The organism is Brevundimonas sp. TSRC1-1 (genome assembly GCF_049898245.1).
Classification (GTDB): Bacteria; Pseudomonadota; Alphaproteobacteria; order Caulobacterales; family Caulobacteraceae; genus Brevundimonas; species Brevundimonas mediterranea_A.
In genome coordinates this window covers 508,419-532,946 of sequence record NZ_JAFCXI010000002.1, presented here as the reverse complement: position 1 = coordinate 532,946, position 24,528 = coordinate 508,419, and the positions used below count along the sequence as shown (strand labels likewise).

Annotated in this window: 22 protein-coding genes; 11 read left to right on the top strand and 11 right to left on the bottom strand. The window is 66.9% G+C overall.

Features of this window, described 5'->3' with window-relative positions:
• Nucleotides 1-10: 10 nt before the first annotated feature.
• The 7 genes from ACP7CK_RS08555 (at nt 11) to ACP7CK_RS08525 (ending at nt 6,175) form a co-directional block, all read left to right on the top strand.
• Nucleotides 11-235, top strand: coding sequence for a DUF6489 family protein (locus ACP7CK_RS08555; RefSeq protein WP_035308330.1), 225 nt, complete (start codon nt 11-13; stop codon nt 233-235).
• Between the two features lie 48 nt (nt 236-283).
• A complete protein-coding gene (gene mnmE, locus ACP7CK_RS08550; protein ID WP_426025904.1) occupies nt 284-1,591 on the top strand; it encodes a tRNA uridine-5-carboxymethylaminomethyl(34) synthesis GTPase MnmE in 1,308 nt (435 codons plus the stop codon).
• 104 nt (nt 1,592-1,695) lie between these two features.
• Nucleotides 1,696-3,588 carry a tRNA uridine-5-carboxymethylaminomethyl(34) synthesis enzyme MnmG gene (mnmG, locus tag ACP7CK_RS08545; RefSeq protein ID WP_426025733.1) on the top strand — a complete coding sequence of 631 codons (1,893 nt, stop codon included), beginning with the start codon at nt 1,696-1,698 and terminating at the stop codon, nt 3,586-3,588.
• Nucleotides 3,588-4,220 carry a 16S rRNA (guanine(527)-N(7))-methyltransferase RsmG gene (rsmG, locus tag ACP7CK_RS08540; protein WP_372704920.1) on the top strand — a complete coding sequence of 211 codons (633 nt, stop codon included), beginning with the start codon at nt 3,588-3,590 and terminating at the stop codon, nt 4,218-4,220. Before mnmG ends, rsmG begins: the two co-directional genes overlap by 1 nt.
• Before the next feature lie 4 nt (nt 4,221-4,224).
• On the top strand, nt 4,225-5,022 hold the full coding sequence (locus ACP7CK_RS08535; RefSeq protein WP_035308345.1) for a ParA family protein: 798 nt from the start codon (nt 4,225-4,227) through the stop codon (nt 5,020-5,022).
• Nucleotides 5,023-5,070: 48 nt separating this feature from the next.
• On the top strand, nt 5,071-5,952 hold the full coding sequence (locus ACP7CK_RS08530) for a ParB/RepB/Spo0J family partition protein (RefSeq protein ID WP_198004257.1): 882 nt from the start codon (nt 5,071-5,073) through the stop codon (nt 5,950-5,952).
• A gap of 40 nt (nt 5,953-5,992) precedes the next feature.
• Nucleotides 5,993-6,175, top strand: a complete 183-nt coding sequence (locus ACP7CK_RS08525) for a hypothetical protein (protein ID WP_035308321.1) — start codon at nt 5,993-5,995, stop codon at nt 6,173-6,175.
• Nucleotides 6,176-6,211: 36 nt separating this feature from the next.
• On the opposite strand, the gene holA is transcribed toward ACP7CK_RS08525, so the two are convergent.
• From holA to ACP7CK_RS08505, 4 genes are all read right to left on the bottom strand, one after another.
• Complete coding sequence (gene holA, locus ACP7CK_RS08520; protein WP_426025732.1) at nt 6,212-7,264, bottom strand: DNA polymerase III subunit delta; 1,053 nt, start codon at nt 7,262-7,264, stop codon at nt 6,212-6,214.
• Nucleotides 7,261-7,752, bottom strand: a complete 492-nt coding sequence (gene lptE, locus ACP7CK_RS08515; RefSeq protein WP_426025731.1) for an LPS assembly lipoprotein LptE — start codon at nt 7,750-7,752, stop codon at nt 7,261-7,263. Before lptE ends, holA begins: the two co-directional genes overlap by 4 nt.
• A complete protein-coding gene (gene leuS, locus ACP7CK_RS08510; protein ID WP_426025730.1) occupies nt 7,752-10,301 on the bottom strand; it encodes a leucine--tRNA ligase in 2,550 nt (849 codons plus the stop codon). Before leuS ends, lptE begins: the two co-directional genes overlap by 1 nt.
• Nucleotides 10,302-10,461: 160 nt before the next feature.
• Nucleotides 10,462-10,914, bottom strand: coding sequence for a DUF3576 domain-containing protein (locus tag ACP7CK_RS08505; RefSeq protein ID WP_008259790.1), 453 nt, complete (start codon nt 10,912-10,914; stop codon nt 10,462-10,464).
• A gap of 369 nt (nt 10,915-11,283) precedes the next feature.
• On the opposite strand from ACP7CK_RS08505, the gene ACP7CK_RS08500 reads away from it, so the two are divergent.
• The gene (locus tag ACP7CK_RS08500) at nt 11,284-11,679 is read left to right on the top strand and encodes an NtrZ family periplasmic regulatory protein (RefSeq protein WP_008262093.1); all 396 of its coding nucleotides are present in this window, start codon (nt 11,284-11,286) and stop codon (nt 11,677-11,679) included.
• Nucleotides 11,680-11,728: 49 nt separating this feature from the next.
• Here the strand turns inward: ACP7CK_RS08500 and ACP7CK_RS08495 are convergent, their stop codons facing one another.
• Nucleotides 11,729-12,376: a thiamine phosphate synthase gene (locus tag ACP7CK_RS08495; RefSeq protein WP_426025729.1), complete on the bottom strand. Its 648-nt coding sequence runs from the start codon at nt 12,374-12,376 to the stop codon at nt 11,729-11,731.
• On the opposite strand from ACP7CK_RS08495, the gene ACP7CK_RS08490 reads away from it, so the two are divergent.
• Nucleotides 12,375-13,073, top strand: coding sequence for a YggS family pyridoxal phosphate-dependent enzyme (locus tag ACP7CK_RS08490; RefSeq protein WP_426025728.1), 699 nt, complete (start codon nt 12,375-12,377; stop codon nt 13,071-13,073). The genes ACP7CK_RS08495 and ACP7CK_RS08490 overlap by 2 nt on opposite strands.
• Before the next feature lie 80 nt (nt 13,074-13,153).
• Entirely contained in the window at nt 13,154-13,840 is a 687-nt protein-coding gene (locus ACP7CK_RS08485) for a response regulator transcription factor (protein WP_154726437.1), read from the top strand.
• Here ACP7CK_RS08485 and ACP7CK_RS08480 read toward each other — a convergent pair.
• Complete coding sequence (locus ACP7CK_RS08480; protein ID WP_426025727.1) at nt 13,837-14,439, bottom strand: YczE/YyaS/YitT family protein; 603 nt, start codon at nt 14,437-14,439, stop codon at nt 13,837-13,839. The two genes, ACP7CK_RS08485 and ACP7CK_RS08480, sit on opposite strands and share 4 nt — an antisense overlap.
• Nucleotides 14,440-14,499: 60 nt before the next feature.
• Between ACP7CK_RS08480 and ACP7CK_RS08475 the strand changes: the two genes are divergently transcribed.
• Nucleotides 14,500-15,951 carry a PLP-dependent aminotransferase family protein gene (locus tag ACP7CK_RS08475; RefSeq protein ID WP_426025726.1) on the top strand — a complete coding sequence of 484 codons (1,452 nt, stop codon included), beginning with the start codon at nt 14,500-14,502 and terminating at the stop codon, nt 15,949-15,951.
• Nucleotides 15,952-16,031: 80 nt separating this feature from the next.
• Here ACP7CK_RS08475 and ACP7CK_RS08470 read toward each other — a convergent pair whose 3' ends face one another.
• The 5 genes from ACP7CK_RS08470 to ACP7CK_RS08450 form a co-directional block, all read right to left on the bottom strand.
• A complete protein-coding gene (locus ACP7CK_RS08470; protein WP_426025725.1) occupies nt 16,032-18,776 on the bottom strand; it encodes a TonB-dependent receptor in 2,745 nt (914 codons plus the stop codon).
• Between the two features lie 165 nt (nt 18,777-18,941).
• Nucleotides 18,942-19,739, bottom strand: a complete 798-nt coding sequence (locus ACP7CK_RS08465) for an exodeoxyribonuclease III (protein WP_426025724.1) — start codon at nt 19,737-19,739, stop codon at nt 18,942-18,944.
• A gap of 236 nt (nt 19,740-19,975) precedes the next feature.
• Nucleotides 19,976-20,659, bottom strand: coding sequence for a LolA family protein (locus ACP7CK_RS08460; RefSeq protein WP_426025723.1), 684 nt, complete (start codon nt 20,657-20,659; stop codon nt 19,976-19,978).
• A gap of 185 nt (nt 20,660-20,844) precedes the next feature.
• The gene (locus tag ACP7CK_RS08455) at nt 20,845-23,259 is read right to left on the bottom strand and encodes a DNA translocase FtsK (RefSeq protein WP_426025722.1); all 2,415 of its coding nucleotides are present in this window, start codon (nt 23,257-23,259) and stop codon (nt 20,845-20,847) included.
• 89 nt (nt 23,260-23,348) lie between these two features.
• A complete protein-coding gene (locus ACP7CK_RS08450; RefSeq protein ID WP_035310813.1) occupies nt 23,349-24,440 on the bottom strand; it encodes an Acg family FMN-binding oxidoreductase in 1,092 nt (363 codons plus the stop codon).
• Nucleotides 24,441-24,528: the final 88 nt, after the last annotated feature.

Genomic DNA, 24,528 nt, shown 5'->3' with positions numbered 1-24,528 from the left:
AGACGGTTCGATGAAGGTCAATGTCGAAGTGGACTGCACCCCGGCGGAGGCGCGCGCCTTCCTGGGGCTGCCGGACGTCACGCCGCTGAACGACGCCATGGTCGCCGAGATGCAGAAGCGGATGCAGGCCAATGTCGCCGCCATGCAGCCCGACGAATTGATGAAGACCTGGACGAGCTTCGGCCTTCAGGCCCAGGATCAGTTCCGCCGAATGATGGACGCGGCGGTGAAATGAAGACGCCGCGTCTCCTCCCGACCGGAGGGGAGGAGGCATAATCCGATGATGCAAGATACGATCTTCGCCCTTGCGACGCCGCCCGGACGTGGGGCCATCGCCGTCATGCGTCTGTCGGGGCCGGGCGTTGATGCGGCCTTGACGGCGCTTGGCGCCACTCGATTGAAGCCTCGAATGGCCTCGGTCCGAGACCTGGCCTACGCCGGCGACCACATCGACCAGGCCCTGGTGCTTCGTTTCGTCGCGCCTCATTCCTATACCGGCGAGGACTCCGCCGAACTCCATCTGCATGGCGGCCGAGCGGTCGTGGAAGCGGCCAGCGGCGCCCTGATCGCTCTGGGCGTACGACCGGCCGAGCCGGGGGAGTTCACCCGCCGCGCCTTCCAGAACGGGCGGATGGACCTGGCCCAGGCCGAGGCGGTAGCTGACCTGATCGACGCCGAGACGGCCGCCCAGGCGCGGCAGGCCCTGGGCCAGCTCGACGGGAAGCTCAGCGAGACCTATGCGGGCTTTCGCCGGGATCTGCTCCACGCCCTGGCCTTGGTCGAGGCGGAGATCGATTTTCCGGATGAGGACGTACCCGACAATCTGGCCCGGACGGCCGGACCGGTTCTTGACCGATTGGCCGAGGATTTGCGGCGCGCCGTGGATACGGGACGACGGGGCGAGCGGGTGCGCGACGGCTATCGCATCGTCCTGATCGGCGAAACCAATGCCGGCAAGTCATCGCTGTTCAACGCCCTGGTCGAACGTGAAGCGGCCATCGTCACGCCCATCGCCGGAACGACGCGGGATGTGCTGGACGCCGACCTGGTGATCGGCGGCTATGCCGTGACCCTGTCCGACACGGCGGGCCTGAGAGAGAGCGCTGATCCTGTCGAGGCGGAAGGCGTGCGGCGGGCGCGGATGCGGGCCGAACAGGCGGATCTGCGTCTTTGGGTCAGGGCGCCGGGCGATCCCGATGGCGTGGCGGCGGCCTATGCCAGACCAGGCGATCTGGTCGTGGCGAACAAGGCCGACCTCGGTGGGTCTGTTCCAAGCGGGGGCTTCGACCGAATCGAGGTCAGCAGCCGCAGTGGGGAGGGTCTGTCGCTTCTGCACGACTGGATTGCGACGCGGCTGGCGCAGGATCTATCGGGCGCCGATTTTCCGGCGGTTACGCGGGAGCGTCACCGTCTGCGCCTGAATGAGGCCCTAGGGGCGGTGGAGGCCGGGCGGCGCGCCTTGGATGCCGGGCCAGAGATGGCCGGTGAGGACCTGCGGCGTGGGGCCGAGGCCCTGTCGCGGGTGACGGGGGCGATCGGGGTTGAAGATATCCTTGGCGAGGTGTTTTCGACCTTCTGCATCGGCAAGTAATACCGGTGTTTCACGTGAAACACCTTAGGTAATACCACCGATCTTCGAACCGGGCGCCGGTCTGTGGTGTAGCGAAAACCGTCCATCTGGACTATGTGGCGGGGATGAACTCCCCCATCGAGATTTCCTACGACGTCGTCGTCATCGGCGGCGGTCACGCCGGTTGTGAAGCCGCCGCCGCTTCAGCCCGTGCTGGCGCGCGGACTCTGTTGCTGACCCAGAAGCTGGAAACCATCGGCGAAATGTCGTGCAATCCCGCCATTGGCGGCCTGGGCAAGGGCCATCTGGTGCGTGAAATCGATGCGTTGGACGGAATCATGGGACGTCTGGCGGACGTGTCAGGAATCCAGTTCCGCCTCCTGAACCGGTCCAAGGGCGCGGCCGTGCGCGGTCCCCGGAGCCAGATCGATCGCCGTCTGTACCGCGAAGCCATGCAGGCGGAGCTGGCCCGGACGCCGAACCTGAGCCTGATGGCGGGAACGGCAGAGGGTTTGATCCTGGACAGCGATCGCGTGGTCGGCGTGACGACCGGGACCGGGGAGAGGGTGAGGGCAGGGGCTGTGGTCCTGACGACCGGCACCTTCCTGAACGGCGTCATCCACCGGGGCGACGAAAGGATTCCGGCAGGCCGTCACGGCGAGGATCCCTCGACCGGTTTGGCCGCTGATCTTCACGCGGCCGACCTGATGATGGGGCGGCTGAAGACCGGAACGCCGGCGCGGCTGGACGGACGAACCATCGCCTGGGACCGGCTGGAGATGCAGCAGGCGGACGAGACGCCGTCCGCCTTTTCCTTCATGACGGACCGGATCGACGTGCCGCAGATCGCTTGCGGCGTTACCCATACGACTGAGGAAACTCATCGCCTCATCGCCGAGAACCTGGGCGAGAGCGCGGTTTATGGCGGCAAGCTGTCGGGCCGTGGACCCCGCTATTGCCCGTCGATCGAGGACAAGGTCGTGCGGTTCGCCGACAAGACGAGCCATCAGATCTTCCTGGAACCAGAAGGTCTGGATGATCCCACCGTCTATCCGAACGGTATCTCGACCTCGGTGTCGGAACCGACCCAGTTGGCGTTCCTTCGGACCATCCCCGGCCTGGAGGCGGTGGAGGTGTTCCGCTACGGCTACGCCATCGAATACGATTACGTCGATCCACGCGAACTGAGCCCCGCCCTTGAGGTCAAGAAGCGGCCCGGTCTCTATCTGGCCGGCCAGATCAACGGCACCACGGGATATGAGGAGGCGGCGGCCCAGGGCTTGATGGCCGGCCTGAACGCGGCCCGCGCGGCGGGGGGGGATGCGCCGGTGATCCTGGGCCGTGACCAGGCCTATATCGGGGTGATGATCGACGATCTGGTGACGCGGGGGGTGACGGAACCCTATCGGATGTTCACCAGCCGGGCCGAGTACAGGCTGACCCTGAGGGCGGACAACGCCGATCAGCGACTGACGCCGCTGGCTATCGCGCTTGGGATCGTCGGACCTGAGCGCCGGAAGCGTTTTGAGCTTAAGGCCCAAAAACTGTCCGAGGCCGGCATTGTTTCACGTGAAACCCTGTTCACGCCGAAGGAAGCCAACGCCATTGGAATTCCAGTCAACGCGGATGGCAGACGGCGTTCCATGCGGGAACTGTTGGCGTTTCCTGATGTGACGCTGGATCATTTCGTCCAGACCCATCCGGTCGTCGCCTCCTGGGACGCCGAGGTGCGGGAGCAGGTGGAAATAGACGCCGGCTACGCCAACTATCTGGACCGGCAGTTGATCGACGCCGAGGCCTTGCGAACCGAAGAGGGCCTGCTTCTGCCCACCGACCTCGACTATGCCGCCATCGGCAGTCTTTCGAATGAAGTGAAGGAGAAGCTGGCGCGAGTGCAGCCCCGCACCCTCGGCCAGGCGGGCCGGATCGAGGGCATGACGCCTGGCGCTCTCACGGCCCTGCTGGCGCATGTGAAGAGGGCGCCCAAGACCTCGGTCCAGGGAGGGGTGGCGGCCTGATGCTGAATGCCGAAAAGACCGTCTTTCAGGGCAAGGCCGGCGCGACGCCGCAGCAGATGGCGGATCTGGAAGATTTCCGTATCCGGCTGAGTGAAGCCAATTCGGTGATGAACCTGGTCGGCCCGGACAGTCTCCCGGATTTCTGGAACCGCCACGCCTGGGACAGCGCCCAGCTGTTGACCCATGCGCCTGGGGCCCGCACCTGGGCTGATCTCGGCGCTGGGGCGGGGTTTCCGGGCGTGGTTCTGGCTATCCTGCTGAAGGACGCCCCGGGCGCGCATGTCTGGCTAATCGACAGCCTCGGGAAACGGTGTCGGTTCTTGCAGGAGATCGTCGATGTCATGGATCTGCCGGCGACCGTGATCAACGGTCGGGCGGAGGAGCAGGCGGTCAAATGCGATATCGTCACCGCCCGTGCTGTCGCGCCGATGGAGCGATTGCTGGGTTATGCACAGCCCTACTTCCAAAGGGGTGCACAAGGTCTGTTCCTGAAGGGGGAGAAGGCCGAATCCGAGTTGATTGAGGCGCGGAAATCCTGGCATCTCGACGCTGAACTGGCCCCGTCGCAAAGCGACCCGCGCGGCCGCATCGTGACAGTCCGGAGTGTTCGACGTGCCCGCCCCAAGCACTAACAAACTGCCTGCCCGCGTCCTCGCCGTATCCAACCAGAAGGGCGGCGTGGGTAAGACGACGACCGCCATCAATCTCGGCACCGCCCTGGCCGCCATCGGCAAGCGCGTGCTGATCGTGGACATGGACCCCCAGGGCAATGCCTCGACCGGTCTGGGTGTTCCACGTGAAACACGCCGCGTCACCATCTATGACGTGGTTGTCGATCAGCGCTCGGTCGATGACGCTGCCGTGCAGACGACAGTGCCCGGTCTGTGGATCGTGCCGGCCGACGCCGACATGTCCGGTGTCGAGATCGAATTGAGCCAGGCCGACCGTCGGTCCTATCGTTTGCGTGACGCCTTGCGGGCCCATGATCACGGCCCTACCGCGTATGACTATGTGTTGATCGACTGTCCGCCCTCTCTGAACCTCCTGACCCTGAACGCGATGGCGGCGGCCGATGCGGTCCTGGTGCCGCTTCAGTGCGAGTTCTTCGCTCTGGAGGGGCTCAGCCAGCTGATGCGGACCATCGACATGGTCAAGCAAAGCCTGAATCCCGCCCTTGAAATCCAGGGTCTGGTCCTGACCATGTATGACCGCCGCAGCGCCCTGTCGGGCCAGGTGGCCAATGACGTGCGAGCCCATTTCGGCGACAAGGTCTATGACAGCGTCATCCCCCGCAACGTCCGGGTGGCGGAGGCGCCGTCCTTCGGCAAGCCGGCCCTGATCTATGATCTGAAATGCGCGGGCAGCCAGGCCTATCTGCGTCTGGCCAAGGAAGTGGTGAAGCGCGAACGCCAGCGGCTGAAGCTGGCCGCCTGATCCCGACCGACCGGTCCACGAGTTTAAAAGAAGAAACGGAACAGTATCTTGGCTGAACGACAAAGAGGTCTTGGACGGGGTCTTTCGGCCCTGATGGGCGAGGCTGTCGAAGCGCCGACGGCGGCGGGCGCGACCCTGCCTTCGGGCGTTCAACGCGTGCCGATCGAGAGCCTGAAGCCCAATCCTGATCAACCGCGGAAGATCTTCACCCAGGAACATCTGGAAGAGCTGACGGCCTCGATCCGCGACAAGGGCGTGCTGCAACCCATTCTGGTCCGGTCGCAGCCCGGCGAGGACGGGGTCTGGCAGATCATCGCCGGTGAGCGCCGCTGGCGTGCGTCCCAGGCCGCTCGGCTGACCGAGGTGCCGATCGTCGTCCACGAGATGGACGACGTCGAGGTGTTCGAAGTCGCAATAATCGAAAACGTCCAGCGCGCCGACCTGAATCCGCTGGAAGAGGCCGACGCCTATCGGGTGCTGATGGAACGGTTCGGACGCACCCAGGACCAGGTGGCGGGCATCGTCGGCAAGAGCCGCAGTCACATCGCCAACACCCTGCGGCTGCTGCAGTTGCCGGAGGAAGTGCTCTGGTACGTCCGAAACGGCAAGCTGACCGCCGGTCACGCCCGCGCCCTGATCACCGCGCCCCACGCCGCCGCCCTGGCTGAACAGGCCTACAATGAAGGGCTGAACGTGCGTCAGGTCGAGGCCCTGGCGCGGCGCGCGGCGGAAGGCCCCAAGCCGGTCAAGCCCAAGCCGGCCGAGGGCGGGGAGGGGGCGGCCGATGTCGCCGCCCTGCAACAGGATCTGGCCGACGCTCTGGGCCTGAATGTCCAGCTGAACGACCGCAGCGGCAAGGGTGAACTGACGATCCGCTACGGCTCGCTGGAACAGTTGGACGACCTTTGCCGGCGGCTGATGCGCGCCTGAGACGCCAGACTCATCGCCGAGGACGTGTTAGGATCAATCCATGACCGACGAAACCGCCCCCTCCGCCGCCGACAAACTGAAACAGGCCCTGGCCGCCAAGAAGGCCAAGGCGGGTCATGGCTTTAACGCCCAGGTCGGCGCCAAGGCTGAGGAAAAGAGCGTCTCGGCGCGGAATGTCGCCATGGCCCAACCGGCCTTCCGAAAGGCTTCGAAGCGGGGCTGAGGCTTCGTTTCCTCCCGTTTCGTGGGAGGAGGGACGTTAAAGACCGAGCCTTCGCGCGCGGCCGGCGATTTCCAGCAGCAGGCGTTCGGCGATCAATTGATCCGGCATTCCGGTCGTCTTGGTGGCGACGTCGGCGGTGTTGATGCTGTCCAGCACCTCGTCCAGCGCCTCCAGCCGCCAAGCCCGGGCCTGGCGCAGCATTTCCGCCTCCTGCTTCCAGAAGACCCCAGCCGCCTTGGCCGCCTCCTTGGCCCCCGCTCCATTGGCTTGCAGGATATTGATCCGGCGCAGCCGTCCCAGATGTAGGGCGGCGGACCGCACCGCCAGCACCGAGGATTCGCCTTCGGCGAAGGCCCGTCTCAAACCCGACTGCGCAGGTCCGGGCCGGGCGCCGAAGGCCTGAAGCGCCGCGTCGGACAGGGAGGCGTCAGGCTCGACTCCCAGATGCTGTTCCAACTCCTCGACATCGATGGTCCGGCCCGAGCCGGGGCCGATGAACAGGGCCAGGCGCTCGATCTCCTGGCGCATCAGGCCCCGCTCGCGCGGCAGTCGGCCGACAAACCGGTCCAAGGCGTCCGCCGTCAGCCCCACCTTGTCGGCGGCCAGGGCCTCGCGGGTCATGCGGGCGATGTCGCCGGTCTCGTCCTCGTAGCAGACGATGCCGACGGCCCCGGCCTCCTTCTCGGCGGTCTTGCGCAGGGCGGATTCCCGGCCCAGCTGGTCGGCCTCGACCACCAGCATGGCGTCGGGGTTATAGCCGCCCTCGGCATGGATCTTCACGGCGGCGGCGACCGCCTTGTCCACCCCGGGCTTCAGCGCCGACAGACGGATCCGCACCAGACGACGCCCGCCCATCAGGGACATGGCCGTCAGGGCCTCCTCCAGCTTGCTTTCGTCGCTGTCGATGTCGCTGTCGGTCAGGACCGTGACGTTGAACGGATCATTCAGGTCCGGCGTGATCGCGCGGCACAGGATCTCCGCCCGTTCGGCGACGCCCGACCGGTCCTTGCCGTGGATGACGGCCGCCCGGACAGCCGGATCGGGAGCCTTCAGAAAGCGATCGATCTCTGGGCGTTTGGCGAGGATCACCGGTTCGACAGCGCCTGCATGAGGTCCAGTCGGATCAGGCGGGCCAGTTCCGCCGCGGCGCGCTCCTCGCCGTCCTGCTGGGCGGCGATGGCGGCATAGGGCTGGTCGGCGGTCGCATAGGTGGTGGTGACGGTCTCCACGCCGGTGACGGGCGTTCCGCCTGCCGCCGGCGTCAAGGTCCAGGCGGCCTTGACCGTCAGTTCGTAGCGGGTGGCCGTATCGTCGATCCGACGGCCCAGCGAGCGGCGGCTCTGTTCGACCTGTGTCGTCAGGCGATACAGGGGCGTGGCCGACTGATCCCAGGCCAGGGCGTCTTCCAGCTGTTCGCGCAGACGATAGCCCAGACGGTCATCCTGAGTGGATACGGCGATCCGGCGCAGGGACGACCCCATGGCCGGCTCGGCGTAGATCGGGGTGAAGCCGCAGGCCGAGACCACCAGGGACGCCCCCAGCACAGTCAGAGCCGCAAAAGCTGCCGCGCCCCGCATCAGCCGGCCACCAGATTGACGATCCGGTCCTTGACCACGACGATCTTCTTCACGCTCAGACCCTCCAGCCGTGCCTGCACGGTCTCGTCGGCCAGAACCATGGCCTCGACCTCGGCGGGCTCCATGCCGCGCGGCACGCGGATTTCCGCGCGACGCTTGCCGTTGATCTGGATGGGCAGAACCACCTCGTCGTCGGCCGCCAGCGCAGCGTCCCACACAGGCCACGGCGCGTCCAGAACCATCCCGTCTTCGCCCAGCTGGGTCCAGCATTCTTCGGCCAGGTGCGGGGTGAAGGGAGCGATCAGGCGCGCCAGGGCCGACAGGGCTTGACGCTTGGCGTCGCCGCCCGCCTGGGCGCTGTCGCGGACGGTGGCGACGAAGGCGTACAGCTTGGCGATGGCCGAGTTGAAGCGGAAGCCCTCCACGCCCTCGGACACCGCCTTGATCGCCTTGTGCGTCTCGCGCAGCAGTTCGGCGTTGGCCTTGTCCTCGCCGGCGAAGCCGGCGTCATAGGCGTCAAACAGGGTCCAGGTCCGCTGCACGAACCGGCTGGCGCCCTCCACCCCGCCGGGGGTCCATTGCACGTCCCGCTCGGGCGGGCTGTCGGACAGGACGAACAGGCGACCGGCGTCCACGCCGTGGCTCTCCAGAATCTCCTGAGGCGCGACGACGTTCTTCTTGGACTTGGACATCTTCTCGATGTCGCCGATGACCAGGGTCTCGCCGGTCGACAGCTGGCGGGCGGAGCGGACGCCGTCAGCATTGGTCAGCTCGACGTCGGTCGGCTCGACCCACTGGCCGTTCTCACGACGATAGGTCTCGTGGACCACCATGCCTTGCGTGAACAGGCCAGCGAAGGGCTCCTTCACCGACAGCATGCCGGCGTCGGACAGGGCGCGGGTGATGAAGCGGGCGTACAGCAGGTGCAGCACCGCGTGCTCGACCCCGCCGATATACTGATCCACAGGCAGCCAGCGGTTCGCCGCCTCGGTGTTGATCGGCTCGGCCGCCGTCGGGTCGGTGAAGCGGGCGAAATACCAGCTGGAGTCGACGAAGGTGTCGAGCGTGTCGGTCTCGCGCGTCGCGTCCTGGCCGCAGGACGGGCATTGAACGTGTTTCCAGCTGGGATGGCGGTCCAGCGGATTGCCGGGCACGTCGAAGGTCACGTCGTCGGGCAGGACGACCGGCAACTGATCGGCGGGAACCTCCACCGGCCCGCAGGACGGGCAGTGGATGATCGGGATCGGGCAACCCCAATACCGCTGGCGCGACACGCCCCAGTCACGCAGGCGATAGATGGTCGCGCCCTTGCCCGTGCCGGCCGCCTCGATACGGCGGACCGCCTCGGCCTTGGCGGCCTCGATGTCCAGGCCGTCCAGGAAGTCGGAATGGAAGATGGAGCCCGGGCCCGTATAGGCCTCGTCGCCCACGGCGAAGTCGTCGCCGGCGCCCTCGGGGCGGACCACGGGGATCACCGGCAGGCCGTATTTGCGGGCGAAGTCCAGGTCGCGCTGGTCATGGGCCGGGCAGGCGAAGATGGCGCCCGTGCCATATTCCGACAGGATGAAGTTGGCGATCCAGACGGGGATTTCCGCCCCTGTAAAGGGATGGACGGCCTTCAGGCCCGTGTCCCAGCCGATCTTCTCGGCCTGGTCGATGTCGGCTTGGGACGTGCCGCCGGCACGGCATTTGGCGACGAAGTCAGCGACGGCCGGGTCGGCCTCCGCCAGGGCCTTGGCGATGGGATGGTCCGGCGCGATGCCCATGAAGGACGCGCCATACAGCGTATCCGGGCGGGTGGTGTAGATTTCCAGACCGTCAGGCGAAGCCGCCGGCGCTTCGCCCGCCCATTTCCAGGTCATCTGCAGACCCTTGGACCGACCGATCCAGTTCTCCTGCATCAGCCGGACCTTCTCGGGCCAGCGGTCCAGGGTCTTAAGCCCGTCGATCAGGTCGTCGGCATAGTCGGTGATGCGCAGGAACCACTGGTTCAGCTTGCGCTTCTCGACCACGGCGCCCGAGCGCCAGCCGCGCCCGTCGATCACCTGCTCATTGGCCAGGACGGTGTTGTCGACCGGGTCCCAGTTGACCACCCCGTCCTTGCGATAGACCAGGCCGCGCCGATACAGCTCCAGGAACCAGGCCTGCTGTTTGCCGTAATATTCCGGGTCGCAGGTCGCGAACTCGCGCGACCAGTCCAGCGACAGGCCCAGCAGTTTCAGCTGGTCGCGCATCTGGGCGATATTGTCGTAGGTCCAGCCCTTGGGGTGGATGCCGCGTTCCATGGCCGCGTTCTCGGCCGGCATGCCGAAGGCGTCCCAGCCCATCGGGTGCAGGACGTCATAGCCCTGGGCGCGCTTGGACCGCGCCACCACATCGCCCATCACATAGTTGCGGGCGTGGCCCATGTGGATGTTGCCCGACGGATAGGGGAACATCTCGAGCACATAGTATTTCGGCCGGCCGGTGTCCTTCGTCACGAAGGCGGAGGCCTCGGCCCAGCGGGCCTGTTGGCGGGGTTCGGCGGTCTTGGGTTCGTAACGGGCCACGGTCGTCCTGAAGTCAAAAGGGCGCTGCCGCCCTCCGTGCTCAACTAGCCCGAAGGACGACAGCGCCCAAGAAAAATGCGTTCTCGTCGCCTCAACGACGACCGAACTCAGACCAATCGGCGCTCAACTAGCCCGAAGGGCGGCAGCGCCAACCAGAAAGTCAGCCTGCGTTAGACAGGTTCAGTTGGCGCGCCTTGGTCAGAATGGCGTTTTCCAGGTCCGCCTCGGTCTGGGCGGCGACCGGAGCGGCGGTCCATTGACCGTCCGCGCCCTTCACTTCCTTGGTCACCGTGACGTTCAGCGCATCGGCGCGCAGACGGGTGTCCAGGATGAAGACGGTCGCCTTGAAGCGCTCGTTCGGCGTCTGGGGATTGGTGTACCAGTCGTAGTTGATCACGCCGCCCCAGGGATCAGCGGTCAGCAGCGGCATGAAGCTGAGGGTGTCGAGCGAGGCGCGCCACAGATAGCCGTTGACGCCGATGCCTTGCTGCACGTTCGTCTTGGGGGTCTTCTTGTCGCCGCCGACGAAGGGGATGCTCGAGCAGGCGCTCAGGGCGACGCCCGAGACCAGGGCGATGGCGACGCCGCGAACCAGGGCCTTGTTGAGGCTCATCAAGGAAGTCTCCGTAAACTCAGGGACGTGAAGGCCCTCGCCCACACGCGCGCAGGGCGCCGCGCGTAAGTTCGCGCCGCTGCGTGGCTCTATAACACGGGCAAAAGGGGCGATGACAAGGCGAAGTGCGGCCCCGCGGCGATACGAGTTGCGCCGTTCCGTGACAGGTCGCTGACAGCAACGCTCCATTTGGCTCAAATCCCGTGACGCTTGAGCCACATCGCACTGCAACAATGCAGCGGAACCCCGACATCAAGACCACGTTGCGTTGACCGGGCGGACCCCCGGTGTCTAATCGCGGCGTCCACGACCATATAAGGTCGGTTCAGGGTAGGACGTCTTCACTCGAGGGCGTTCAAAGGGTTCAGAATGCGTTTCGGCGATGTCTCGGCTGTGATTTTTGCGACGATGGCGCTCGCCGTCTCTGCGCCGGCGCTTGCCCAGAACGCTGCGCCGACGCGCGCGCCGAGCGTCACCCTGTCGGAAGCCCAGGCCGCCCAGCGCAATGCGCCGTCGCAACAGCGTCGCGGTCTGCGCCTGAACGACCAGGGTCGGTGGGGTCTGGATTTCAATCTGAACCAACCGGTCGGGCGCGAGACTGACTGGGGCGATGTCGAGGCGGGCGCCTATTACCGTCTGAACGATCGTCTGCGCGTCGGCGCCGCCGCCGCTGTGGCGTCGCGCGAAGCGGATCCGGCCCGGGCGCCTGAGACCAATGGCCGAACCCAGCCCCGCGTGCGGCTCGAGACCATCTTCAACTTCTGATTCGCGATCGAGGCCCACGGCGCGGCTTCTGCGAAGCGTCGAGACGGGCTCAACTACGGAAGGCGGACTGTATCGCCTCCACCCCGGCCAGGCCGCAGGCCCCCGATCCCGTCAAGGACGCGACATTATCCGGTCCGATCCCGCCCAGGGCATAGACCGGCAGATCGACATCCCGAATCCATCGTCCGAATTCGGCGACGCCCATGGCGGGCTTTACCGCCGAAGCGCCGCCGGCCGGAAACACCGGCGAAAGAACCAGGGCGTCGAGACCTTGGGTCATGGGCCGGCCCCCATGCCAGGCGGCGGTCAGCAACCAATCGGGATGAGCCCGGCCAACCGATCGCGCCTGTCTCGCCTCGCGCTCGGGCAGATGCAGCCCGTCCGCTTCCAGCGTCTCCGCCAGGTCAGCGTCTCGCCCGACCAGCAGTTTCACCCCGGCGCCCCGCGTCGCCTCCCGCAACCGACGGCCCGTCTGGATGGCGTCGGCCGCTCCGAAGGCGCGATAGACCACCCCCGATCCGGCCGGCAGACGGGCCGCGGTCTCCCACGGGCGGGACGTGCGGTCCGGGTCGGTGAAGAACAGCAGCGGCGGCAAACGGGCGACGCTCGAGCTGACAGCGGCGGCGGCGCGGTTTAGAGCGGTCGCCGCATCCCAGAGCGCGCGCGCGTCGTCGCTGTAACCGGCCGGCAGGATCATGACCCCTTCTTTCCCCGCTTCGCCCTTCCCGTCCATCGCCGAAAGGGTCGCCGCCGTCCGCGCCCGGATCGACGCGGCCTGCCACGCCGCCGGACGAGATCCCGCCGCCGTCACCCTGACGGCCGTCTCCAAGACCCAGCCGGATGAGGCGATCGACGCCATCCTGGAGACGGGTCAGCGGGTGTTCGGCGAGAACCGGGTGCAGGAGGCGCAGGCGCGCTGGACCGAACGGCTGTCGGGTCTGGACGGATTGGAGTTACGGTTGATCGGCCCCCTGCAGACGAACAAGGCCGAGGACGCCGTCGTCCTGTTCGACGTGATCGAGACCCTGGACCGCGAGAAGCTGGCCCGCGCCCTGGCCGAGGCGGCGCAGAAGCGCGGCCGATCGCCGCGCGTTCTGGTTCAGGTCAATACCGGCGCCGAGCCGCAAAAGGCCGGCGTCCTGCCCGAGGCCGCCGCCGCCCTGATCGAGACGGCGCGCCGGACCTACGGCCTGACGGTCGAGGGTCTGATGTGCATTCCCCCTGCGGATCAGGAGGCCGAACCGCATTTCGCCCTGCTGCGCGACATGGCCGAACGCAACGGCCTGTCGGTCCTGTCGATGGGGATGAGCGGCGACTACGAGACCGCCATTCGCTGCGGCGCCACCCATGTTCGCGTGGGAACGGCGTTGTTCGGGGAACGAAATCGTCCTTAAACGCCCTCTAGGCCGTAACCTGACGTGAATTCGCACCCCCAAGCCTTGGCGCGGGGGCCAAGCCTCGCCATTGTCTGAACATGCCCACGCCCAAGACCATATTGATCATCGACGACGACGACGACCTGCGCGAGGCCCTGGCCGAGCAGTTGAACCTCCACGAGGAGTTCAAGACCCAGCAGGCCGCGACCGCCTCGGACGGGGTGAGGATGGGTCGCGAGATCCGCGCCGACCTGATCCTGCTGGACGTCGATCTGCCGGACATGGACGGTCGCGAGGCCTGCCGCCTTCTTCGCAAGGACGGGGTCTCGACCCCCGTCATCATGCTGACGGCCCAGTCCGCCGACGCCGACGCCATCCTGGGTCTCGACGCCGGCGCCAACGACTATGTCACCAAGCCTTTCCGGTTCGCCGTGCTTCTGGCCCGCATCCGCGCCCATCTGCGCAGCCACGAACAGTCGGAAGACGCCGTCTTCTCCATCGGCCCCTATGAGTTCCGGCCCGCCGCCAAGGTGCTGATGGACGCCAAGGGCAAGAAGGTGCGGTTGACCGAAAAGGAAACCAACATCCTGAAATATCTCTACCGCGCCGGGGCCAAGCCCGTGTCGCGCGAGGAGCTGCTGACCGAGGTCTGGGGCTACAACGCCGGCGTCACCACCCACACGCTGGAAACCCACATCTATCGCCTGCGCCAGAAGATCGAGCCCGAGCCCGGTCAGGCCCGGCTGCTGCTGACCGACGCGGGCGGCTATCGCCTTCAACCCTAGGCGTCCGCGCCTCGGCGGTGGATCGTGAAAATCGGCAGGAACAGGTGGACCAGCGGGCCGATGGTCACAGCGTAAAGCACCGTGCCCATGCCGACGAAGCCTCCCAGCAGCCAGCCCAGGGCGATGACGCTCAGCTCGATCGCGGTCCGGACCCATTTGACCGGCCAGCCCGTGCGGGCGACGATGCCGGTCATCAGGCCGTCGCGCGGGCCAGGGCCTAGGCCCGCGCCGATATAGGCCCCGCTGGCGACGCCGTTCAGCACCACGCCCGCGCCCAACAGGCCCGCCCGGACCGGTAGGCCCAGGTCAGACGGGATCCAGTCCAGACCGAAGTTCGCGACTGTGCCGATCACCAGAACATTGGCCACAGTCCCTGCTCCAGGCCGCTGGCGCAGCGGAATCCACAGCAGCAGCACGGCCATACCGATCAGATTGACCACCAGGCCGAAGCTGATTCCTGCCGGGCCGGCGAACCTCTCGAACACCCCCTGATTCAGCACATCCCAGGGATCCAGCCCCAGATCGGCCCGAACGATCAGGGCGATGGACAGGCCGTAGAGGACGAGGCCGGCGAAGAGTTGGAGAAGGCGGCGGGTCATTTCGACGGTTTGCGCATAACTGGCCGCGCAAAAAAGGGCCAGTTATGGCATTCTGGCTCCATGTCCCCTCGCTCCATTGGCCTAGGCCCCCTTGTCCGCCATCTCGGCGTCTGGCGTTCGTCGGGGGCGGGCGCAGCCTACCGGCAGCTCGCCGCAGCGGTACGACTGCTGATCCTCGACGGGCGTCTGCCGCTCGCCGCCCGCCTGCCCGGCGAGCGCGAAGTGGCTCAGGCCCTGGGTTTGAGCCGTACGACCGTATCGGCCGCCTATGGACGACTCCGGGATGACGGGTTCTTGGTCGGCGGACAGGGGGAGGCGGCGCGCACCAGTCTCCCGGCCGGGCCCGCCCCTCGCCAGCCGCAGCCAGACGGGTCGCCAAAGCCGGGAATGATCGATCTGACGGCCGCCGTCCTTCCCGCCGACCCCAATGTCCACGCCGCCTATGTGCGGGCGCTGGAGCGACTTCCCGCCAACCTGCCCGGCCATGGCTATGAGCCGGAGGGCCTCGAGGAACTCCGCGAGACCGTGGCCCAGGGCTATCGACGACGGGGCCTGGCGACGTCGCCGGGTCAGATCTTGATCACCCACGGCGCCCACAACGGGCTGGTTCATCTGTTGCGCCTGACCGTTCGACCCGGCGCCCCGGTGGTGTTTGATCACCCCACCTATCCTCAGGCGATCGACGCGATCCTCGCGGCAGGGGGGCGGCCGACGCCGGTCGCCTTGCCCGACGATGGCGACGGCTGGGATGTGGACAGTCTGGTCTCGGCCTGTCGGAGCAGCGGCGCGCCGATGGCCTATCTGGTGCTGGACCATAACAATCCGACCGGCCGGATGATGCGCGCCCCAGACCGCGCTCGGCTCATGGCCGGCCTGAAGGGCTCGGAGACCCTGCTGGTGCTGGACGAGACCCTGGTCGAGCTGACGCTCAGCGGCCCGCCGGCGCTCACCGCCTCAGCCGTGGACGCCCCGCGTGTGGTGCGGCTGGGTTCCATGTCGAAAAGCGTCTGGGGCGGTCTCCGCATCGGCTGGATCCGCGCCGACCGCGCCGTGATTCAGCGCCTGGCCCAGAGCCGCGCCAGTTTCGATCTGGGCGTTCCGATCCTCGAACAGCTGGCCGCCGTGGAGCTGTTGACCGACGGTGGAGCGGCCCTCGCGGCGCGACGGCCCCTGTTGCGGGCGCGGCGGGACCACCTTCGGGCGCAACTGGCGCAGCATCTGCCAGACTGGACCTGCCCCCGTCCTGCAGGGGGGCTGTCGCTCTGGGTGCGACTTCCTGCGCCGATCAGCTCCGCCCTGACGGCCCAGGCCGAGACCGAAGGGCTGAGGTTAGCGGCCGGGCCACGCTTCGGGATCGACGGCGCCTTCGAACAACGCCTGCGCCTGCCCTACACCCTGCCTGAGCGCGAACTGCAACAGACTGTGGAACGACTGGCGCGCGGGGTTAAGGCTCTGAAGCGCAAGACCAGACCGACGGCCACGACCCACAGCCCGTCGGTCCCTGTCTATTGAAGCCGTCGCGGAAGGTATGAGGGCGGCGGCTGAACGCCGCCGCCCTCTGTCAGGTCTGCCTCGGTTCCGACGTCCGCGCCTTAGAAGGTGGCGTTGACGCTGACCTGGAAGACCCGACCGGTTTCCAGATATCCGCCCTTGCGGTCGGGCGAGACATAGCGTTCGCCCGCGCCGACGGTCGACCAACGGGTGGGTTCGTCAGTCAGATTGCGGACCGCCGCCCCGACTTCCAGACCCGGCGCCAGGGTGAGGGCCACGCCCAGGTTCAGCTCCTTGGACGGCTGGATGTAGATGTCCGGCTGGCTGTCCTGAACCGTGTCCAGACGCCGACCGGTGTGGTTGTACCAGAGGCTGGCGCGCACCGGCCCATGCTCATAACCGGCTTCCAGATTGTACATCAGCTCGGGCGCCTGGGGCAGGTCGCTCTCGCGAGTCACCGTCGAGGACAGGCGGTATTCGGCGCGGGTCTGCTGATAGGTCAGGTTTCCGCCAAACGACACGCCTTCCAGCCAGCCATCAACCGGAAGCGCGTAATGGCCGCCCAGTTCGACGCCGGTGGCCGAGCCGCCCAAGCCGTTGAACGGCTTGATCATGATCACCCCGTCGCTGGTCGGGTTCGTCCCGTTCCGCAGGGCGGTCGGCACGACGATATTGTCCAGATCCTTGTGGTAGACGGCCAGCTGCAGATTGGCACCGGCGGCGTACCATTCCAGGCCCAGGTCATAGCTCCAGCCCTCGACCGGCTTCAGGTCCGGGTTCGGCTGGCTGATGCTGATGATGGCGTTGGTGACGGGATCGCGGCTGACGGTGGTGGGTCCCGCCAGCTGGCCGCCCGAGGGGCGGCTGTAGCTGGAGCGGGCCGCTGCGCGCACCACGAGGGCGTCATTGGGACGCCAGGCGGCGACGACGCTGGGATCGACATGGTCGTAATCCCGGTCAGCCGTGGCGAAGCGGGCGCCGTCCGCGTCCTTGACGAAGAAACGGGCTTCGAAGTGATTGTCCTCGTAGCGGACGCCGGGGGTGATCTCCAGGGCGCCGCCGGCCAGCTTCAGCGTGGCGACGGCGAAGGCGGCCGAGCGGTCTTCCTGGCTGTCCGACAGGCCTTGGTTCAGCTTTTCTTGAGAGACCGTGACCGTCGAGCCGTACAGATCCAGCTCATGCTCCACGAAGCGACGATCCACCAGTTTGACTGGGCGCACCGTGCCGTGCCCCATGAAGTCGGTGATCAGTTGGCCGGGCGTCGCGCCGATCGAGGGGCCGTCCACAGCGCCGGCCTGAAGGGAGGTGCGGAATTTGTAGCGGGTGTCGTCCGGCGTCAGGCTGCGGCCGTCCTGGTCCGCCGTTTCATAAAGTCCGCCGATCGAGGCGCTGGCGAGCAGGCCCGAGCCTGTCCAGGTCAGATCGCCCTTTACCGTCTTCTTGACCTCGGACAGATAGCTGTAGCCGCGTTGGACATAGATCTGGCTGGGGCGGTCCTGGCTGGCGACATAGGCGGTCGCTCCGGACGACAGGACCGGCATTGGCCAGCGTGCGTCAGACAGGTCGATCTTCAGTCCCTCCGACGAGACGCCGGTATTGCCGGGCGCGCCATTGTAGGCGACGCCGCGCCAGGCGGCTTCGATCGAGTTAGGCGAGTCCAGTCGACCGTCGGCGTAGGCGGCTTCCAGTGAGGCGGTGAAGCCGCCGAACCTCAGCTTGCCGCCCGTCTGGACCGACAGCAGTTCCTGCTCGACGTCCTCCACACGGAAATAATTGGCCGGGTTGATGCCGTAGGGCGTGTAGTCGCCGGCGGCGTTGTAGTTGGCGCCCCCCGGATTGGAAACGGCATTGGGATTGGTCTGACCCGACGTCCGCTCGCTGCGCAGCCCCGTCTGATTCATCGTATTGGTGTTGGTGTAGGTCGCATAATTGACCCGCGCGAACAGGTCTAAGGGCTGGGTGCGATAGTCCAGAGCCGCTGTTGCGCCATAGCGTTCGACGGTGGAGTTGAAGAAGTTCCACTGCAGACCATCCGCCGATAAGGCGTTTTCATTGTCGCGCGCCGAACCGACATTGCCCTTTGAGGTCTTGTAGTCGTTCTGAACCGCGACGCTCTCGGCGGCACTGCTCTTTTGCTCGTAATAGGCTGCGGCATAGACGCCCAAGCGGCCGTCGGCGAACCGACGCGACATGTCCAGGCCGATCGCGCCGCCCAGGCCGTCTTGGCCGCGATCCTCGGCCAGTTCGGCCATCTGTCCCACCGCGCGCAACCGCAGCATCTGGTCGCCGAAGTCGAAGGCGGACGGGGTGACAAGATTGACGATGCCGGCGATGGCGTCGGCGTCGAGCGCCGCGTTCGGCGTCTTGTCGATTCCGATCGCCTGGATCGCGAACGGGCTGAAGAGGTTTAGCGAAATGGAACGACCACCCGCCGTCTGGGGCAGACGCAGGCCGTCCAGCGTATAGGCGTTGAAACTGGTGTCGAAGCCGCGGATGGCGACGTACTGGGCCTCGCCCGTCGCCGACTGGTTCCGACCCTGGTCCTGGCTGACCGAGACGCCGGGCAGCCGCTTGGCCAAGTCGGCGATATTGGTCTGGGGGTTCAGGCTGATGTCGCCGACGGCGACGGAGTCAACGACGCCGACAGCGGCCCTTTCCTGTTCAAGCACCGTCTGGGCGCGTCGGGCGCCTGTCACCACGATGTCCTGAAGCGTCGTGCCTTCGGACTTGTCCTGCGTCGATGCAGTGGAGCTGGATTGGGCCAGCGCCGAACCTGCGCTCAGGGCGATGAGGCTGGTGGCGGCGCACAGCAGGGCGCGCCGGGCGAGCGAACCGGAATAGGTCATGGATCATCCAATGAAAAGCGCCGTCCCCCTCGGGCGGCGCGGTCCATTTAGGGCGGCTCCATGACCGCCAAATACCGATCGTGTTTCAATAAGGTAAAGCTTGTAAGATGCTTGAGATGGTCTGCCCCGAGCGGCCGCCGTCCGTCATCTCCGTCCTCGCGGCGTTCAGACGTCCAGATCGACCGTGACAGGGGCGTGATCCGACGGGCGGTCCCATTCGCGGACGTCGTCGTGGATTCGGGCGGTGTTCTTGACCACGGCGGGGGTCAGGCCCGGCGAGGTCCAGATGTGGTCCAGGCGGAGGCCGCGGTTGGACTTGCGGAAGTCGGCGGCGCGATAGCTCCACCAGCTGGCCAGTTTCTGCGGCTCGGGGAATCGGTCCCGCAGCACGTCGGCGAAGCCGCCGGTCGCCTGGAGCCGGTTCAGGGTCTCGACCTCGATCGGCGTGTGGCTGACGATCTTGGACATGTAGCGATGATTGAAGACATCGCCTTCGCCCGGCGCGATGTTGAAATCTCCGGCCATGACCAGAGGGCGGGCCTTGTCCTGTCTGGCGACGATGGCCGTCAGCTGTTCGTAAAAGTCCATCTTGTGATCGAACTTGGGGTTCAGGGTCCGATCAGGGACGTCCCCGCCGGCCGGGATATAGAAGTTCTGAACATCGATTCCGGCGACCTGGGCGGAGACGCAGCGCGCATGGCCCAGCTTGCAGACCTGGAAGGTCTCGCTGTCCTCCAGCGGCAGGCGCGAGGCGATGGCCACCCCGTGCCAGCCCTTCTGGCCGGCCACGCGCAGGTGGGGCATTCCCATGTCCTCAAAGGCGGCGCGCGGAAATTGATCGGTCGTGCACTTGATCTCCTGCAACAGCAGGACGTCGGGCGCGCGTTCGGCGACGAACCGGGCGACCTGGTCGATGCGCAGGCGGACGGAGTTGATGTTCCAGGTGGCGAGGCGAAGGGTCATGCCCCGCCATAGCAGGCCTCGGCGCATAAAAAAGGCCCGGCCGCTACGGGCCGGGCTTATAAAAGGTGATCGTCTCTCTCGCCGCCGGGAGGGGGATGCATCCGAGGCGGTAGAACGGCCGCCGCCGCTCTGTGCTTCTAATGTCACGGCAAAAAGAAAAGGTCAAATTGTCATATTTGATGTTTGGCTGTGATTATCCGGCAACGGACGGATAGTGTTGATCCTTGAAGCCAGACTCAGTTGCGGCCGGGGCGACGGGTCGGATCCCGGAGCTGAAACAGGCTGGAAGCCAGGTTCGAGGCTGGCTGAAGCGCTGTCAGCTGGGTGCGGGTGCGGGCGCCCTGTGCGTCCGTAATGGTCCATTCATGCAGCCGCATCGGATCGCCAGCGAAGGCCAGAACGACCGCGCCGTCGTTGGGACGACCGGAATCGCGCGCGGTGATCGCGAAGGCGCCGGAGCTCATCCGCGTGACACGGTCGATGCGGACGCCCTGGTCCAGACGGACATTGCGCGCCAGGAAGGTGGACAGGGGCGTGCGGCCCAGAGGCACCTGCTGGAAATTGTTGAGGCGCGGGTCATAGCGTTTGACGTTGTAGCCGTCCGACACCACCAGAAGTCCGGCCGGACTGGTGTATTCGAACCTCATCTTGCCCGGACGCTGCAGATAGAAACGGCCTTCACGACGTTGACCGCCCGGACCCGTCTCGACGAAGGTCCCCTGGGCCGAGGTCAGGGCCTGCAGATAGGCTTGAGCCTGCTGCACCACGGCGCGGTCTTCGGCGGACAGGTTGGACTGGGCCTGGGCCGCATCGAAGACGCCAAGCGCTGCAAGGCCGGTCAGGAGGCCAGCGCCCATCAGCAGCCGACGGCGCTGGAAATCGGCGGGGGCGAGGGCGAGGGTCTTGGCGTGGGCGGTCATGAAGTCAGTCTCCCGTTCGGGACGGTTGTCGATCCTGCCATCTTGCCCGGTCGGCTTGGCGTCGGAATGACGCGAGCCTGACCATATTCCGGCGCTCCGATGAAGTCCTGTTCATCGAAATGCTGAAGCTTGCGACGGCAGCGGGAGGGGTAACGGGCCTGGACGCCGCCTGTTCCGATGCGGCGTCACGCCATCGGCGGCGGACCGGCCAGGACATCGCGCTTGCCCGCGTGGTTGGCCGGGCTGACCACGCCTTCCTGCTCCATCCGCTCGATCAGCGAGGCGGCGCGGTTGTAGCCGATCTGCAGCCGGCGCTGGACGTAGCTGGTCGAGGCCTTGCGGTCCCGCGTCACCACGGCCACGGCGCGGTCATAGAGGTCGTCGCCGGAGCCGCCGCCCCCGTCGTCCATCGCCCCGTCGGCATCGCCGTCCGGTTCGTCGGTGATCAGGTCCAGATAGTCGGGCTCGGCCTGGGCCTTCAGGTGTTTGCAGACGTCCTCGACTTCCTTGTCGTCGACGAACGGGCCGTGCAGGCGGGTGATCCGCCCGCCGCCGGCCATGTAGAGCATGTCGCCCTGGCCCAGCAGCTGTTCGCCGCCCTGTTCGCCCAGGATGGTGCGGCTGTCGATCTTGGAGGTGACCTGGAAAGAAATCCGGGTCGGGAAATTGGCCTTGATGGTGCCGGTGATCACATCGACCGACGGGCGCTGCGTCGCCATGATCAGGTGAATGCCGGCGGCGCGGGCCATCTGGGCCAGGCGCTGGACCGCGCCCTCGACGTCCTTGCCGGCGACCAGCATCAGGTCGGCCATCTCGTCCATGACCACGACCAGGAAGGGCAGGGGCTCGGGCCGGATCTTCTCGGATTCATAGACCGGGCGGCCCTGGTCGTCGAAGCCGGTCTGGACCGTGCGTTCGAAATGCTCGCCCTTCGCCTGAGCTTCGCGGGCGCGCTCGTTGTAGGAGGCGATGTTGCGCACGCCCAGTTTGGACATGCGGCGATACCGGTCCTCCATCTCGCGCACCGTCCATTTCAGGGCGACGACGGCCTTCTTCGGATCGGTGACGACCGGCGCCAGCAGGTGCGGGATGCCGTCATAGACCGACAGCTCCAGCATCTTGGGGTCGATCATGATGAAGCGGCACTCGGCCGGGCTGTGGCGATACAGGATCGACAGGATCATGGCGTTGACCCCCACCGACTTGCCCGAGCCGGTGGTGCCCGCGATCAGCAGGTGGGGCATCCGCGCCAGGTCGGCGACATAGGGTTCGCCGCCGATGGTCTCGCCCAGGGCGAGGGGCAGCAGATGGCCCTTCTTGTCATATTCGGCGCTGGACAGCAGGTCGCGCAGATAGACGGTCTCGCGTTTGGCGTTGGGCAGTTCGATGCCGATGGCGTTGCGGCCCTGGACTACCGAGATGCGGCAGGCGCGCGCGGACATGGAACGGGCGATATCGTCGGCCAGGGCCACGACGCGGCCGTGTTTCACGCCGGGGGCGGGCACCAATTCGTAGAGTGTGACGACAGGGCCGGGTCGAATCTGGTCGATCACGCCGCGCACGCCGAACTCCTGCAGCACGCCTTCCAGCATCTTGGCGTTCTGCTTCAGCGAGTGCTCGTCCACCGAGGCGACGCGCTGGGCCGGTTTGGTCAGTATGCCCAGCGGCGGCAGGTCGAAGGCGCCTTCTGGCCGAACGAAGTCGAAGGCCTGCTGGTCTGTGTCGTCCTTGCGGGCCTTGGGCGCCTTGGGCGCAGCGACGCGGGGCTCGATCGGCCGGGCGGCCGAGGGGCGGGGCGCCGCCTGAGCCGGTTCGTCTTCCCACGGGGGCAGGTCGTCATAGGCGGTCTGAGGGGTGTCGGCCGAACCGGAGTCCGTCGCGACATCGTCGAGGCTTGCGGCTGCGCGAGGTTCGGCTTTGGGCTTGGCCGCGGCGCGGGGGCGGGGCGTCTTGACCGCAGGGGCGGGGGGGGCGGGCGGACGACGCAGCGACCGGCCCCAGTGCAGGGCGTCCACGAAATCCATAGCCCGCAGGCCGATGGCGAAACCGGTCAGCCACAGGCCGCCGATCAGGAAGACCAGACCGGCGATGATCCGTCCGCCGGGAATGCGCAGGGCGCCTATGCCCTGGGCCGTCAGGCCGGTGAAGCCGTCGCCCCACAGACCGCCCAGTCCGGCGGCCAGGGGCCAGGCGGCGGGCGCGGCCAGGGCGGCGAGGGCGCCGGACAGCAGCAGCACCCCGCCCGTCGCGGTCAGAGCCTTCAACGGCGTCGGCTTCAGCCGCTGCTGGATGGCGTCGCCGACCGCACGGGCCAGACCAAAGGCGACCAGCAGCAGGGCGGCGGGCCAGGCGGCCAGACCCAGCGACTGCATGAAAAGATCGGCGAACAAAGCGCCATTGGCGCCCAGCCAGTTGGTGGTCGGCAGGCTGGAAGCCGCGTTCAGGCTGGAGTCCGCAGGGTTCCACGAGATCAGGGCGACCAGAAGCAGGGTCGCCAGCAGGGCCTGAAGCATGCCCCGGAAGCGCACCACGAAGGGCGCGCCCCACAGGATGCGGGCGCTGATCCAGGCCTGACGGCCGACGGCGAGGGCGGTGGACATGAAAGGCGTGACCTTCCGGGCGGCTGACGTTCGACCGCCCTTGTCGCACCTTCAGGGTTAAGAGGTTGTTTACCAGCCGTCCCCAGCCGTCAGAGGATCACCGCCTCGACGGAGCGACGCGGGGACAGAGGCAGGGTCGGACCGAAGCCGAGCCGCAGCACCAGGTTCGGACGTTTGTCGCCTTCGCCGACCAGGGCGGCCAGTTCCGGGCGCAGGGCTGCGACCTCGACCGGCTGATTGACGAAGGCGTGGCGAAGCCCGAGGCCCGTCGCAGCCAGCATCAGTCTCTGGCAGGCCCGGCCGACGGCGATCCAGTGGGCGGGATCGGATCGTTCCGCCACGAAGACGGCCACGGCGGCGGACGAGGCGATCTGGGCCTCATAGCGGGTGTTTTCGCTCGCGGCTGTAAAGAACCGGTCGAAAGCGAGCCGGCCCAGGCCATCGGGCAGGACGGGACTGCCGCTCGACGCCGAAAACAGGCCGTCGCCCTGGCGCAGGGCCGCGCGGGGATTGAAGCGCAGCCAATGTTTCAACTCGGCCATGAAGGCGGGATCGGCCATCTGGGCGGTGTTGCCGGCGACCACCAGTTCGCGGACGCGATCCAGGCTGGGCCGGTCGGTCAGAAGATGAAAGGCGACGCCGGGCGCCGTGGTCGCCTGACGCAGTCGGGCCAGCGCGCTCGGCGGTATGGGATGGCCGTCATAGATGGTGCGGCTGGAGCGTCGAGCTGGAATGGCGGCGAACAGGGGATCCGGTTGGGCGGCTCCGGAGGTGAAGCTGTAGCGCAGGCTGCGTCCGTCAGCGCCCAAAGCCAGTTCGCCGGGGCGGCCGGTCGCGGCGGCGGCGATGCGCAAATTCTCGGCCGCACAGCCCAGGCTGACGAACAGATGGTGGTCATCGGGATCGACCGCCGGCGTCCGGCGGGTCAGGTCGGGCAGGATATCGACGGCGCCGTCGGAGAGGCGAAAGCGCCAGGGTTGGGTGTTGTGACCGCTGGCCGCCAGGGCGGCGTACCGGACCAGTTCAGTCACGGGGGGAGCGTCCGTCAAGGGGGCGCGAAACCGGGCCGTGAGACGGTCGTAGTCGCCGCTTGATCCTGTGGATGTCCGCCAAGCGACGCCGCCCGCCGCGCCCAGGGCGAGCGTTGCGCCGGCGCCGATCAGAATCCGTCGTCTGTTCATCCTGGCCTCCTGCCGCGCTATCCGTGGGGCAGTCGTCGGGTGAAAGCCTTGACCGAGGTCAAGGCCTGTCGGCGTTGCGACGATTTCC